This window comes from Streptomyces sp. GSL17-111 (assembly GCF_037911585.1).
In the GTDB taxonomy this organism is placed as follows: Bacteria; Actinomycetota; Actinomycetes; order Streptomycetales; family Streptomycetaceae; genus Streptomyces.
Genome location: NZ_JBAJNS010000001.1, coordinates 3,597,086 through 3,609,888, shown reverse-complemented (window position 1 = coordinate 3,609,888; position 12,803 = coordinate 3,597,086). Strand labels below are relative to the sequence as shown.

Genomic DNA, 12,803 nt, shown 5'->3' with positions numbered 1-12,803 from the left:
CGGCCGCCGTCGCTGCGGCGTCAGCTCCGCGCGGTGACGCGCGCGGTGACGCGCGCGGTGACGCGCGCGGCGTCCCGCGCGGTGTCCGTCGGTGTGTCCGTCGGGGTGCTCCCGGACGGCTCCCAGCAGGCGACGCCCCGCAGCCCGGGCACGCGGTCGCGGGTGAAGACGGGGTCGAGGCCCGCGCGGCGCTGGGCCTGGTAGTCGCTCAGCAGCCGGAAGGCCACGACGGACAGCGGCAGGATCGTCAGCAGGTTCACCAGCACCATCGCGCCCATGGTGATGTCCGCCAGGTTCCACACGACGCTCACCGACCCCATGGCGCCCAGCACGGTGCAGCCGAGGACGACGACGCGGTACCCCGTCATGACGGAGCGGTTGCCGGTCATGAACTCGATGTTGGACTCGCCGTAGTAGTAGTTCCCGATCATCGAGCTGAAGGCCAGCATGAAGACGATGAGGGTCAGGGCGTGCGCGCCCCAGTCGCCGAGGGTGGCGGAGAAGGCGGACTGCGTGACGTCCGCGCCGCCGCGCTCGCCCAGCGAGGGGTTCGCGCTCAGCACGACGAAGGCGGTCATGGTGCAGACGACGAGCGTGTCGAAGTAGACGCCGAACGTCTGGACGAGGCCCTGCTTGACGGGGTGGCTCGTCTCGGCCGAGGCCGCGGCGTTCGGGGCGGAGCCCATGCCCGCCTCGTTGGAGAACATGCCCCGCCGCACGCCCTGGAGGATCGCGGTGCCGATGGCGCCTCCGGCGACCTCCCGCAGCCCGAACGCGCCGCCGACGATGTCTCCCAGCATGGCGGGGATCCGGCTCGCGTTGAGGACGACGATCACGGTGCCCAGGAGCAGGTACAGGCCCGCCATCAGGGGGATGAGCGTGGTCGTCACCTTCGCCAGGCGCTTGACGCCGAAGAAGACGGCGAGCGCGAGGAGGCCCGCGAGGGCGATGCCGAGGAGGAGCGGGAACCAGCCGGAGTCCACGCCGCCCATGGAGCCCTCCACCGCGACGGCGATCGTGTTGGACTGCACGGCGGTCAGCACGAAACCGAAGGTCAGGGTGATGAGGACGGCGAACAGCACGCCGAGCCAGCGTTTCCCGAGGGCGCGCTGCATGTAGTAGGCCGGGCCGCCCCGGTAGGTGCCGGGCTGCTTGCCGCGCACCTTGTAGAGCTGGGCGAGGACGGACTCGACGAACGCCGACGCACCGCCGACGAGGGCCATCACCCACATCCAGAAGACGGCGCCGGGGCCGCCGAGCGTGATCGCCGTGGCCACACCCGCGATGTTGCCGGTGCCGATCCGGGCGGCGGCGGAGATGGTGAACGCGCCGAAGGGGCTGACGCCCCCGGCGGGACGGTCCTTGAGGACCCGCAGCATGTCCGGCAGCAGCCGGATCTGGGCCCCGCGCGAGCGGAGGGTGAAGTAGAGACCGGCGACCGCGACGAGCGGGATCAGCAGATAGGTCCAGAAGACGTCGTTGACGTCGACGATCAGGGCGTCAAGCGTGCTCATGGGCGTGGTGCGTCCCGTCCTCGTGAGTCGGGTGGACTGTCCGGGGTCCGACGGCGGGACGGTACGGATCGCGTACGCGGGCCGGTCGGCTCACGGGAGGTTATCCAGGGCCGGACACGGCTGAACAGACGCGCCTGACGTGCGCATTCTCACAGAAAAGCGGCGATTCGGGAGGTTCCTCGGAAAAGCCGCTGGGGCGGCACCCGGTGAGGGTGCCGCCCCAGCGCCCCGGAAAGGGGAGGACGCTGATCCGCGGGGATCAGAAGTCCATGCCACCGCCCATGCCACCGGTCGGGTCGGCCGCGCCGGCGGCCGCCTTCTCCGGCTTGTCGGCGATGACGGCCTCGGTGGTGAGGAACAGCGCGGCGATCGACGCGGCGTTCTGCAGCGCCGAGCGCGTCACCTTGGCGGGGTCGATGATGCCTTCGGCGATCATGTCGACGTACTCGCCGGTGGCGGCGTTCAGACCGTGACCCGGGGTCAGGTTGCGCACCTTCTCCACGATGACGCCGCCCTCGAGACCGGCGTTGACCGCGATCTGCTTGAGCGGGGCCTCCAGGGCCAGCTTGACGGCGGCGGCACCGGTGGCCTCGTCGCCGTCCAGCTCCAGCTTCTCGAAGACGCTGGACGCCTGGAGCAGGGCCACGCCACCACCGGCGACGATGCCCTCCTCGACGGCGGCCTTGGCGTTGCGCACCGCGTCCTCGATGCGGTGCTTGCGCTCCTTGAGCTCCACCTCGGTGGCGGCGCCGGCCTTGATGACGGCCACGCCGCCGGCCAGCTTCGCGAGGCGCTCCTGGAGCTTCTCGCGGTCGTAGTCCGAGTCGGAGTTCTCGATCTCGGCGCGGATCTGGTTGACCCGGCCCTGGACCTGGTCGCTCTCACCGGCACCGTCGACGATGGTCGTCTCGTCCTTGGTGACGACGACCTTGCGGGCGCGGCCGAGCAGCTCCAGACCGGCGTTCTCCAGCTTGAGGCCGACCTCCTCGGAGACGACCTGGCCACCGGTGAGGATGGCGATGTCGCCGAGCATGGCCTTGCGGCGGTCGCCGAAGCCCGGGGCCTTGACGGCGACGGACTTGAAGGTGCCGCGGATCTTGTTGACGATCAGGGTGGACAGGGCCTCACCCTCGACGTCCTCGGCGATGATCAGCAGCGGCTTGCCCGACTGCATGACCTTCTCCAGGAGCGGGAGCAGCTCCTTGACGTTGCCGATCTTGGAGTTCGCGATGAGGATGTACGGGTCGTCGTAGACGGTCTCCATACGCTCCATGTCGGTCGCGAAGTACGCCGAGATGTAGCCCTTGTCGAAGCGCATACCCTCGGTGAGCTCCAGCTCCAGACCGAAGGTCTGGGACTCCTCGACGGTGATGACGCCTTCCTTGCCGACCTTGTCCATGGCCTCGGCGATCAGCTCGCCGATCTGGACGTCGGCGGCGGAGATGGAGGCGGTGGAGGCGATCTGCTCCTTCGTCTCCACGTCCTTGGCCTGCTCCAGCAGGGCGGCGGAGACGGCCTCGGTGGCGCGCTCGATGCCGCGCTTGAGCGCCATCGGGTTGGCACCGGCGGCCACGTTCCGCAGACCCTCGCGGACCAGTGCCTGGGCGAGGACGGTCGCGGTCGTCGTGCCGTCACCGGCGACGTCGTCCGTCTTCTTGGCGACCTCCTTGACGAGCTCGGCGCCGATCTTCTCGTAGGCGTCCTCGAGCTCGATCTCCTTGGCGATGGAGACACCGTCGTTGGTGATCGTGGGGGCGCCCCACTTCTTCTCCAGCACGACGTTGCGACCCTTGGGGCCAAGCGTGACCTTGACGGCGTCGGCGAGCTGGTTCATGCCGCGTTCGAGGCCGCGCCGCGCCTCCTCGTCGAACGCGATGATCTTGGCCATGTGAAGTGGTCCTCCCAGGACTGGGGTGGATTGCTCCGGACCGCGCTGGCGCCCGCGACGGACGGCCTGCGGGGCCTGGCGTTCCTTCCGCCGGGCCTCGCGGACCTCACCGAACCGGTCCTTCTTTTTGTCACTCTCACGTGCAGAGTGCTAAGCCCAATGATTAGCACTCGACCCCTCCGAGTGCAAGCGCCCCCGCATCGGGAGCGCCCCGGCGCCGCGTCCTCCGCCACGCCGGAGCGGCGGCGTGAACCGTTCCACCCCGGCCGCCGACTTACCGGTGACGTGCCGGTCGAGCAGCGGGAACACCGCACCGGCACGACGGAGAGAAGGAGGGTCGGGTGCACGAGGCCAAGGCCAAGGACGAGGACGAGGCCGAGGGCGAGGGCGAGGCCGAGGGCGAGGGCGAGGGCGGAGCCCTGCTGGTGGTGCGCTGCCAACTCGGGGAGCGGCAGGCGTTCACCGAGCTGGTGCGGGCCTGGCACGGCCCGCTGTGGCGGTACCTGCGGGCCATGACCGGCGGGGACGGCGTCGCGGACGACCTCGCGCAGGAGACGTGGATCGGCGTCCTGCGGGGGCTGCCGAAACTGCGGGAGCCCGGCCGGTTCGCGCCCTGGTTGTTCACCATCGCGCGACGCGCCCTCGCGGATCACCTCCGGCGCAGCCGCGCGGCGCCGCTCGGGCCCGTGGACCTCGCCGACGCACCCGAGGTGACGGCCGAACCGGGGGACTTCCCGGGCGACGTCCTGGACCGGCTGGAGGTCCACGCCGGGCTGGCGGCCCTGCCGCCCGCCGAACGCGAGGTGCTGGTGCTGTTCCACCTCGCGGACCTGCCGACGGCCGCCTGCGCCGACGTGCTCGGCGTTCCGCCGGGCACGGTCAAGAGCCGGCTCTTCCGCGCCCGCCGCATGCTGCGCGACATCCTGACCGAGAGGGGTCACGACCGATGAACGAGAACGACCGCCGCATCCCGGGCGACCGTCGCACGGCACCCCGGGAGGTACCGGAGGAGTTGGCGCGCACGCTGGCGCGCGAGACCTCGCTGGGACGCCGGGTGCGCCACCTCGCGACCGGCCTCGTCGGGGGCTGCGGGGCCGCGCTGCTGACACTGCTGTGGGCGACCGAGCCGACGCCGCTTCCGGTGCGGACCCGCGTCGCGTTCGCCGGGCTGATCGCCGTCGGCCTGGCCTGGGCCGCCCTGGCCTGCTGGACCCTGACGCGGCGTCACCCGCTGTACGGGGCCGACCGGGTGCTTGCGGCGGGCGTCGCGCTCGCCGCCACCTCCGCGACCGCGCTGGGCGCCGTCGTCCTCACGGCCGTGCGGGGAACGGCCGCCCTGGCCGTGGGCACGGGGCTGACCGGCGCCCTCGCGGTGACGGCCGCGGCGCTGCTCCTGGGGCGGGCCCGGAGCCGTCGACGGGCCCTGCTGCGCCGGCGCGACGCCCTGCGGGCGGATTCCCGGACGGCGGGCTGACGGGGCGTCAGCGGATCGGGGAACGCCGAAGGGCCCGGCTGCGGCCGGGCCCTTCGAACGTGTGGTGTGTGGCGGTCGTCGCTCAGGCGCTGAGACGGACCATGTCCGCCTGCGGCCCCTTCTGCCCCTGCGAGATCTCGAACTCGACCCGCTGCCCTTCCTCAAGGGTGCGGTAGCCGTCCATCTGAATCGCGCTGTAGTGGACGAACACGTCCGCACCACCGTCGACCGCGATGAAGCCGTAGCCCTTCTCCGCGTTGAACCACTTGACGGTGCCCTGAGCCATTCCTAACTCCCCTATTACTGGCCCTTGCACGAGCCCGCACTCCGCGGACCCGGGTCAGAGTCACCCCCTGGGTCGTGAGGGTGTTGTGCGCCGGAACGCGTCGACCGCCGCTGAATGTATCTGGATGAACGCCCTGTGCAACAGGTCAATCAGACGAGAAATCCGCACAGGACACATCGGTCGACAACGGGCACACGGCATCGAACCGGTGCGATTCCGGCCGGGCATAGCCGGGCCAACGCGACAAAAGTCCCTGCGCTTCGGGCAGAACTTGGCGCACAACTTGTCGTTGTGTGTCACATCCGAAAGGGGGTTCGGGGCACACCCTACCGCTTCGCGGAAGTCGGAACGCACCCTTCCGGTTAGCGGAGCCGCGCGACGGGTCGCGCGCCGGGCCACCGCCGCCCGGGACGCCGTGCGGAACGCCGTGTGGTCCCGCACCCGGAAGGGGCGGGACCACACGAACGGGACGCGGCAGGACGTGCCTTACACCGCACCACCGGCGACGGCGGGGATGATGGAGACGCCGGCGCCGTCCGGGGTCGGCGTCGCGAGGCCCTCGGCGAAGCGGACGTCGTCGTCGTTGACGTAGATGTTCACGAACCGGCGCAGCTTGCCGGTGTCGTCCAGCACGCGGGCGCTGATGCCCGTGTGGTTCTTCTCCAGGTCGGCCAGCACCTCGCCGAGGGTCGCGCCCTCGGCGGCGACCTCGGCCTGACCGCCGGTGTAGGTGCGCAGGATGGTCGGGATGCGGACGTTGACGCTCATGTGCGGTTCACCTTCGTGGGTCGTGGGTGCGGGGTTCAGGCCAGGCCGGCGGCGCGGAAGGCGTCCAGCGAGGGGCGGATGACGGCGCTCGGCCCGGTCGTCGGCGCGACGGCGTCCAGCGTCTTCAGGCCGTCACCCGTGTTGAGGACGACGGTCGTCAGGGTGGGGTCGAGCAGGCCGTCCTCGATCAGCTTGCGGGTGACGCCCACCGTCACCCCGCCCGCCGTCTCCGCGAAGATGCCCTCCGTGCGGGCCAGCAGCTTGATGGCGTCCACGACCTGCGCGTCGGTGACGTCCTCCACGGCGCCGCCGGTGCGGCGGGCGATGTCCAGCACGTAGGGGCCGTCGGCCGGGTTGCCGATGGCGAGCGACTTGGCGATCGTGTCCGGCCGCACCGGGCGCACCACGTCGTGGCCGCCCTTGAAGGCCTGGGAGACCGGCGAGCAGCCCTCGGCCTGGGCGCCGAAGATCCTGTACGGGCGGTCCTCGACGAGCCCGAGCGCGATCAGCTCGCGCAGCCCCTTGTCGATCTTCGTCAGCTGGGAGCCGGAGGCGATGGGGACGACGAGCTGGTCCGGCAGGCGCCAGCCGAGCTGCTCGCAGATCTCGTAGGCGAGCGTCTTGGAGCCCTCGGCGTAGTAGGGGCGCAGGTTGACGTTGACGAACCCCCAGCCCTCACCGGCCGGGTCGCCGATCAGCTCGCTGCAGAAACGGTTCACGTCGTCGTAGGTGCCCTCGATGCCGACGAGGTCGCCGCCGTAGACGGCGGCCATGACGACCTTGCCCTGCTCCAGGTCGTGCGGGATGAAGACGCACGAACGCAGCCCGGCACGGGCCGCCGCCGCGCCGACGGCCCCGGCCAGGTTGCCGGTGGAGGAGCAGGAGAGCGTGGTGAAGCCGAAGGCGCGGGCGGCCTCGACGGCGATGGCGACGACGCGGTCCTTGAAGGAGTGCGTCGGGTTGCCGGAGTCGTCCTTGACGTGCAGCTCACCGGTGACGCCCAGCTCCGCCGCCAGGCGGTCGGCGCGCACCAGCTTGGTGAAGCCCGGGTTCAGGTTGGGCTTGGCGGCGACGTCGGCGGGCACCGGCAGCAGCGGGGCGTACCGCCAGATGTTGTCCGGGCCGGCCTCGATCCGCGCGCGCAGCGCCTCCGGGTCGCCCTCCGGCAGCTCGTAGGCGATCTCCAGCGGGCCGAAGCACGCCGTACAGGCGAAGTGCGGGCCCAGCGGGATGCGCTCGCCGCACTCGCGACAGGACAGGGCGACCGCCGGCCCCAGGGGGACGCGGGGGTGCGCGGAGTCGGATGCGGTGGTGCTTGCGACCGTGTTCACAGCCATGGAGGCGAGGCCCTTTCTCCTCATCTTCCCCACGACGACCTTCGCCGCAGGACGGAATTGGCACCTTCCCCACGGCGGCTTCGCCCCGAAATGAACCGGAATGACGTAATGACGCGCGGGAGGGTTGCCGGGGCTTCAACGGGCCGTTCCCTCTGCCCCTCTGGATGAGCTCTATGGCGCTTGTCAGGCGCGTTTGTCGGCGGCGACGCGCCCCGACATGCGGAGGTCACGTGCGCTGTTCAAGACTGTAACCGACGGCCCCGAGGGTGGATGGGGCCGTCCGAACCGCGAGACGCGGGATTTCGCGGCCGACGTCAGGAGGCGGACACGTGCTGGACGAGGTCGAGAGCTGGCTGCACCGGCGCTCCTGGAGCGCCGAGGAACGCCCGCTGGCCGGGCTGCTGGCCGCCAAGCGGGCGGCCGGGGCGCGCGGCAGCGTGAGTGTCGTCCTTCCCGCGCTGAACGAGGAGGCGACGGTCGGCGAGATCGTCGCGACGATCCGTGCGGAGCTGATGACGGCCGAGACCCCCCTCGTCGACGAGCTGGTGGTGGTCGACTCCGGCTCCACCGACCGGACGGGGGACGTGGCGGCGGCGGCCGGCGCGAAGGTCGTCCACCGCGACGCGCTGCTCCCCCGCGTTCCGGCGGTACCCGGCAAGGGCGAGGTGCTGTGGCGCTCGCTGCTGGCCACCAGCGGCGAGATCGTGTGCTTCATCGACGCCGACCTGCGGGACTTCCGCTCCCGGTTCGTCTCCGGCATCGTCGGCCCGCTGCTCACCGACCCGGAGTTGCAGCTGGTCAAGGCGATGTACGACCGGCCGCTCGGGGACAGCCCGGCCGGGGGCGGCCGCGTCACCGAGCTGGTCGCCCGCCCGGTGCTGAACCTGCACTGGCCACGGCTTGCGGGCTTCGTGCAGCCGCTGGGCGGGGAGTACGCCGCCCGCCGCTCGCTGCTGGAACGGCTGCCCTTCCCCGTCGGCTACGGCGTCGAGCTGGCCCTCCTCGTCGACTCCCTGCACGCGGTCGGGCTGGACGCGCTGGCCCAGGTGGACGTCGGCGTCCGCAAGCACCGCAACCAGGACGGGCAGGCCCTCGGCCGGATGGCGGCGGCCATCTACCGCACCGCGCAGCGGCGCATCGCCCGCGCCCCGCTCACCCACGCCGAGCTGACCCAGTTCGCCCGCGAGGAGGCCGGCGGCTTCGCGCCCCGCACGCACCCGGTGGACACGGAGGAGCGGCCGCCCATGGGCACCGTGCCGGAGTACACGGCCGCCCGCCAAGCGGCGTGACCGGGCCTTGCCCGGTCCAGGTCCGGGCATGGCGGGGTGGAGCGGGGCGGGGTCCCGTGACCGATTTCCGCCCGGCCGGGGCCCGCGGCAACCGCACGGCCGTTTGAACGACGCTCGATGCGGATACGCTCGCCGCATGGTCGCCGAGTCCCGCGTGCCCCAGGTCCTGGTCGCCTCCAATCGAGGTCCGGTCTCCTACGCGATCGCCGAGGACGGGTCGCTCTCCGCGAAACGCGGCGGCGGCGGCCTCGTCTCCGGGCTCTCCGCGATCGGGCCCGAGGCGGACGCCGTGTGGGTCTGCGCCGCCCTCGGCGAGGGCGACCGCGAGGCCGCCCGGCGCGCGGACGGGCTCCTGCCCCGGGAGGACACCGGCGGGCAGCGGGTGCGGATGCTCGACATCCCCGCCGAGACCTTCGCCGACGCCTACAACGGCGTCGCCAACTCGGTGCTGTGGTTCGTGCACCACATGCTCTACCAGACGCCGCTGGAGCCCGCGTTCGACACCGCCTTCGCACGGCAGTGGGGGGCGTACGAGGCGTACAACACCGCCTTCGCGCAGGCGCTCGCCCACGACGCGGAGGAGGGCGCGGTCGTCCTCGTCCAGGACTACCACCTGACGCTGGTGCCCGAGCTGCTGCGCTCCCTCCGCCCCGACCTGCGCATCGGGCACTTCTCGCACACCCCGTGGGCGCCCGCCGACTACTACCGGATGCTGCCCGACGCCACCGCCGCCGCCGTCCTGCGCGGCGTGCTCGGCGCGGACCGGGCGGCCTTCCTGACCCGGCGCTGGGCCGAGGCGTTCGCCGCGTGCTGCGCCGACGTGCTGGGTGCGACGGTCGAGTCCTCGGACGGGGACCTGCGCGTCACGTACGCCGGGCGCACGACGCGCGTCGGCGTGCACGGCCTGGGGGCCGACGCCGACTTCCTGCGCGAACGCGCCCACCGGCCCGACGTCGACGAGCGCGGAGCGGCGCTGCGGGCGCAGGTCGGCGAGGGCCGCCGGACCATCGTGCGGGTGGACCGCACGGAGCTGTCCAAGAACATCGTGCGCGGCCTGCACGCCTACCGCAGGCTGCTCACGGACCACCCCCAGTGGCGCGAGCGCGTCGTGCACGTGGCCTTCGCCTACCCCTCCCGGCAGGACCTGGCCGTCTACCGCGCCTACACGGCCGAGGTCTCCCGCGTCGCCGAGGAGATCAACGCCGAGTTCGGCACCGAGGGCTGGACGCCGGTCGTCCTGCACGTCAAGGACGACTTCGCCCGCTCCCTGGCCGCCTACCGAATGGCGGACGTCGCGCTGGTCAACCCCATCAGGGACGGCATGAACCTGGTCGCCAAGGAGGTGCCGGTCGTCTCCGACGAGGGCTGTGTGCTGGTGCTCTCGCGGGAGGCGGGCGCCGCCGCCGACCTCGGTGAGGACGCGATCCTGGTCAACCCCTACGACGTCGGCGCGACGGCCCGCGCCCTCGCCGACGCCCTCGCCGTCCCGCCCGGGGCGCGGGCGGAGGGGACGAAGCGGCTCGCCGCCGCCGCGACGGCACTGCCGCCCCGCGACTGGTTCCTGGCCCAGCTCACCGCGCTGCGCGAGGACTGAGCCCGGGCGGGTCGGCCGCCCGGCCCGCCCGGGCCACCCGAAATCCCCGCGCGGGCCGTCCCCGCCGGCGCTACTCTCGGCGCTCATGAGCTGGCTGCCCGACGCCTTCGTCCACCCGGTCCACGTGCCCGTGCCGGGCACCGCGCTGCACCTGCGGCCGATCCGGGAGTCGGACGCCCCGATCGACTACCCCGCCGTCATGGGCTCCCGCGAGCGCCTGTGGGAGGTCTTCGGCCCGGCCTGGGGCTGGCCCGCCGAGACGATGACCTACGAGGAGGACCGCCTCGACCTGCTGCGGCACGAGCGGGAGATCGCCGCACACGAGTCCTTCAACTACGCGCTGCTGAACGAGGACGAGACGGCGCTGCTCGGCTGCGTCTACATCGACCCACCCGAGCGCACCGGCTCCGACGCGGACGTGTCCTGGTGGGTGGTGGACGAGCTGGCCGGGAGCGAGGCGGAGCGCGCGCTCGACGCCCTGGTGCCGCGCTGGATCGCCACCGCCTGGCCCTTCCGGCGGCCGCGCCACCTCGGCCACGACCTCACCTGGGCACAGTGGCTCGCTCTGCCGCCCGCACCCTGACGGCCCGCAAGCTTGACCGCCCGCACGACGCGTTACCCGTCCGGCTCGACGAGCGCGGCCAGCAGGGCCGCGACGCCCGCCGGACCGGGCACGACGACGTCCGCCCGCTCGGCGAGTGCGGGCACCTCGGGGGCGGCGCCGACCAGCAGGGTCGGCCACCCGTCGGCGCGGCGCCGTTCGAGTGCGGCGAAGGCCGCCAGATCGCCCAGGTCGTCGCCCGCGTAGAGCACGGGACCGGCGTCCCGCTCGGCCAGGTAGGCGGTCAGGGCCACGCCCTTGTCCATCCCCGGGGGCCGCAGCTCCAGGACGAAGCGGCCCGGTTCGAGGTGGAGTCCGTGGCGGGCGGCCAGCTCGGCCAGCGGCGCGCGCAGCGCGGCGAACGCGCCCGCCGGGTCGGCGGACCGCCGGGTGTGGACGGCGACGGCCAGCCCCTTGTCCTCCGTCCTGACGCCCTCCGGGGCGCCGAGCCCGGCGAGGAGGCCGGGCAGTTCGGCGCGGACGGCGGCCACGCCCGGCTCGGGTGGGGGCGCCGAGAAGGTACCCGTCGCGGCGTCCCAGCGCTCGGCTCCGTAGGCGCCGAGAACGGTCAGCCCCTCCAGCCCCGGCACATCGGCGAAGCCCCCGTACCGCACGGCGACCTCGGCGGGACGCCCGGTGACGACGGCGATGCCCGCCAGCCGGGGGCCGAGCCGGGCCAGCGCGGGCAGGACGTCGGGGTGCGGCCGGGCGTCCTCGGGGTCGGGCACGATCGGTGCGAGCGTGCCGTCGAAGTCCAGGGCGACCACGGAGCGGCCCGGCTCGGCCCGGAGGGCCGCCAGCCCGGCCCGGCCGGCGGGGGTGATGGTGTGCGCGTCGAAGCGGACCATGGGCGCGAGACTACCGGCGGCGGCGCTGGGCGTCCCGCACGCGCCGGAGCCGGTTGACCGTCACCGGGTCGTGGGCGAGTGCGCGGGGGTCGTCGAGGAGGGCGTTGAGCAGCTGGTAGTAGCGGGTCGGCGAGGTGCCGAGCCGCTCGCGTATCGCCCGCTCCTTGGCGCCGGGTCCCGGCCAGCCGCGCCGCTCGACGGCGAGCACGGCCGCCTCCCGCGTCGTCAGGCCGTACCCCTGCGGCTCCCCGGCCGGGCTCTCGCACCCGTTCTCCGCCGGGCGTCCGTCCGCCCGCTCCCCTGTGCCCTCCGCCATGGCCCACACCGTAGTGCGTGGGTATGACAGCCGGTCCCCGGTCGCGGAAACGGTTCAGCGCAGGGCGCGGTAGCGGCCCTGGTAGTAGGTGAGCGGCTTGCCGTCGACGCCGGGCACCTCGGCCGTGAGGACGCGCGCCACCAGCAGCGTGTGGTCACCGGCGAGGTGCCGCTGCTCGGTGCGGCACTCCAGGTGCGCGAGCGCGCCGTGGACGAGCGGCGCCTGCGCCGTCTCCCCCCGGGTGTGCGGCAGCTCGCGGAAGAGGAGGTGGTCGCTCAGCCGGCCCTTCATCGCGAACCGGCCGGCCGTCTGGCGCTGGTTCTCGGCGAGCAGGTTGGCCGCCCACAGGTCGCGCCGCTCCAGCAGCTCGTCCATCCGCGAGCCGGTGCGCACACTCAGCAGCACGAGCGGCGGGTCGAGGCTGACGGAGAGGAACGCCGTCGCCGTCATGCCGACGTAGGCGCCGCGCGGTCCGTCCTCCGGGTCATAGGCCGTCACCAGCACGACACCGGCGGCGAGCCGCGCCATGGCCGCCCGGAACTGCTCCTCGTTCACCCCTCCAGCATGGGGGACGGCGCCGGGGGCGGAGCGGTCGGCCGGGCCCGGCCGGTGGGTCCCGGCATTGGCGGCGGCGCGGTGGGCTGCGGGCGGAGCTGTCGGATACACGCTCCGGACGGTAACGAGCGGCACCGCCCGACCGCATCGGGCGGGGGGACCAGACGGGTCCTACGACCCGGGTCGGGGCCCTCCTCCGGGCCCGCGTCCGCGCGGCGCCGCCGCCCCGCGCGACCTGCGGATACCCACGCACGGTGAGTTCCGGACAGCCTCTTGTGACATGAGTCACAGATGAGATTAATTGTTGACCCTGTGTACCGAGTGAGGAGCAGC

General features: G+C 73.0%; 13 protein-coding genes and 1 riboswitch. Of the genes, 5 read left to right on the top strand and 8 right to left on the bottom strand.

The window, feature by feature from the left end; all coding sequences use genetic code 11:
• Window positions 1–20: 20 nt before the first annotated feature.
• Together V6D49_RS16010 and groL are read right to left on the bottom strand one after the other, a co-directional pair.
• The gene (locus V6D49_RS16010; protein ID WP_340560455.1) at window positions 21–1,514 is read right to left on the bottom strand and encodes an alanine/glycine:cation symporter family protein; all 1,494 of its coding nucleotides are present in this window, start codon (window positions 1,512–1,514) and stop codon (window positions 21–23) included.
• A gap of 259 nt (window positions 1,515–1,773) precedes the next feature.
• Entirely contained in the window at window positions 1,774–3,402 is a 1,629-nt protein-coding gene (gene groL / locus V6D49_RS16005; RefSeq protein WP_191210226.1) for a chaperonin GroEL, read from the bottom strand.
• A gap of 341 nt (window positions 3,403–3,743) precedes the next feature.
• On the opposite strand from groL, the gene V6D49_RS16000 reads away from it, so the two are divergent.
• Together V6D49_RS16000 and V6D49_RS15995 are read left to right on the top strand one after the other, a co-directional pair.
• Window positions 3,744–4,352, top strand: coding sequence for an RNA polymerase sigma factor (locus V6D49_RS16000; RefSeq protein WP_340560454.1), 609 nt, complete (start codon window positions 3,744–3,746; stop codon window positions 4,350–4,352).
• A complete protein-coding gene (locus V6D49_RS15995) occupies window positions 4,349–4,876 on the top strand; it encodes a transmembrane transport protein (RefSeq protein WP_340560452.1) in 528 nt (175 codons plus the stop codon). Before V6D49_RS16000 ends, V6D49_RS15995 begins: the two co-directional genes overlap by 4 nt.
• 82 nt (window positions 4,877–4,958) lie before the next feature.
• Here V6D49_RS15995 and V6D49_RS15990 read toward each other — a convergent pair whose 3' ends face one another.
• From V6D49_RS15990 to thrC, 3 genes are all read right to left on the bottom strand, one after another.
• Window positions 4,959–5,162, bottom strand: coding sequence for a cold-shock protein (locus tag V6D49_RS15990; RefSeq protein ID WP_004929928.1), 204 nt, complete (start codon window positions 5,160–5,162; stop codon window positions 4,959–4,961).
• Between the two features lie 486 nt (window positions 5,163–5,648).
• A complete protein-coding gene (locus V6D49_RS15985; RefSeq protein ID WP_340560450.1) occupies window positions 5,649–5,930 on the bottom strand; it encodes a MoaD/ThiS family protein in 282 nt (93 codons plus the stop codon).
• Between the two features lie 35 nt (window positions 5,931–5,965).
• Window positions 5,966–7,267 (bottom strand): threonine synthase, encoded by a 1,302-nt coding sequence (gene thrC, locus V6D49_RS15980; RefSeq protein ID WP_340560448.1) that lies wholly within the window; start codon window positions 7,265–7,267, stop codon window positions 5,966–5,968.
• Between the two features lie 17 nt (window positions 7,268–7,284).
• A riboswitch (SAM riboswitch) is annotated at window positions 7,285–7,438 on the bottom strand.
• Window positions 7,439–7,596: 158 nt separating this feature from the next.
• Here thrC and V6D49_RS15975 point away from each other — a divergent pair.
• The 3 genes from V6D49_RS15975 to V6D49_RS15965 all read left to right on the top strand — a co-directional run bounded on the left by V6D49_RS15975 (window position 7,597) and on the right by V6D49_RS15965 (window position 10,733).
• A complete protein-coding gene (locus tag V6D49_RS15975; protein WP_340560446.1) occupies window positions 7,597–8,556 on the top strand; it encodes a glucosyl-3-phosphoglycerate synthase in 960 nt (319 codons plus the stop codon).
• A 136-nt stretch (window positions 8,557–8,692) separates the two neighbouring features.
• Window positions 8,693–10,150, top strand: a complete 1,458-nt coding sequence (locus V6D49_RS15970) for an alpha,alpha-trehalose-phosphate synthase (UDP-forming) (RefSeq protein ID WP_340560444.1) — start codon at window positions 8,693–8,695, stop codon at window positions 10,148–10,150.
• A gap of 85 nt (window positions 10,151–10,235) precedes the next feature.
• Window positions 10,236–10,733, top strand: coding sequence for an N-acetyltransferase (locus V6D49_RS15965; RefSeq protein WP_340560442.1), 498 nt, complete (start codon window positions 10,236–10,238; stop codon window positions 10,731–10,733).
• 32 nt (window positions 10,734–10,765) lie between these two features.
• On the opposite strand, the gene otsB is transcribed toward V6D49_RS15965, so the two are convergent.
• The 3 genes from otsB to V6D49_RS15950 are packed head-to-tail and all read right to left on the bottom strand — an operon-like array spanning window position 10,766 to window position 12,581.
• On the bottom strand, window positions 10,766–11,599 hold the full coding sequence (gene otsB / locus V6D49_RS15960) for a trehalose-phosphatase (protein ID WP_340560440.1): 834 nt from the start codon (window positions 11,597–11,599) through the stop codon (window positions 10,766–10,768).
• Between the two features lie 10 nt (window positions 11,600–11,609).
• A complete protein-coding gene (locus V6D49_RS15955; RefSeq protein ID WP_340560439.1) occupies window positions 11,610–11,915 on the bottom strand; it encodes a DUF3263 domain-containing protein in 306 nt (101 codons plus the stop codon).
• Window positions 11,916–11,969: 54 nt separating this feature from the next.
• Window positions 11,970–12,581, bottom strand: coding sequence for a flavin reductase family protein (locus V6D49_RS15950; RefSeq protein ID WP_445330533.1), 612 nt, complete (start codon window positions 12,579–12,581; stop codon window positions 11,970–11,972).
• Window positions 12,582–12,803: the final 222 nt, after the last annotated feature.

Bases quoted from the DNA above. Each gene is read 5' to 3' on its own strand.
- V6D49_RS16010 (WP_340560455.1), bottom strand. From the start codon at position 1,514: ATGAGCACGCTTGACGCCCTGATCGTCGACGTCAACGACGTCTTCTGG.
- groL (WP_191210226.1), bottom strand. From the start codon at position 3,402: ATGGCCAAGATCATCGCGTTCGACGAGGAGGCGCGGCGCGGCCTCGAA.
- V6D49_RS15995 (WP_340560452.1), top strand. From the start codon at position 4,349: ATGAACGAGAACGACCGCCGCATCCCGGGCGACCGTCGCACGGCACCC.
- V6D49_RS15990 (WP_004929928.1), bottom strand. From the start codon at position 5,162: ATGGCTCAGGGCACCGTCAAGTGGTTCAACGCGGAGAAGGGCTACGGC.
- V6D49_RS15985 (WP_340560450.1), bottom strand. From the start codon at position 5,930: ATGAGCGTCAACGTCCGCATCCCGACCATCCTGCGCACCTACACCGGC.
- thrC (WP_340560448.1), bottom strand. From the start codon at position 7,267: ATGGCTGTGAACACGGTCGCAAGCACCACCGCATCCGACTCCGCGCAC.
- V6D49_RS15970 (WP_340560444.1), top strand. From the start codon at position 8,693: ATGGTCGCCGAGTCCCGCGTGCCCCAGGTCCTGGTCGCCTCCAATCGA.
- V6D49_RS15965 (WP_340560442.1), top strand. From the start codon at position 10,236: ATGAGCTGGCTGCCCGACGCCTTCGTCCACCCGGTCCACGTGCCCGTG.
- otsB (WP_340560440.1), bottom strand. From the start codon at position 11,599: ATGGTCCGCTTCGACGCGCACACCATCACCCCCGCCGGCCGGGCCGGG.
- V6D49_RS15955 (WP_340560439.1), bottom strand. From the start codon at position 11,915: ATGGCGGAGGGCACAGGGGAGCGGGCGGACGGACGCCCGGCGGAGAAC.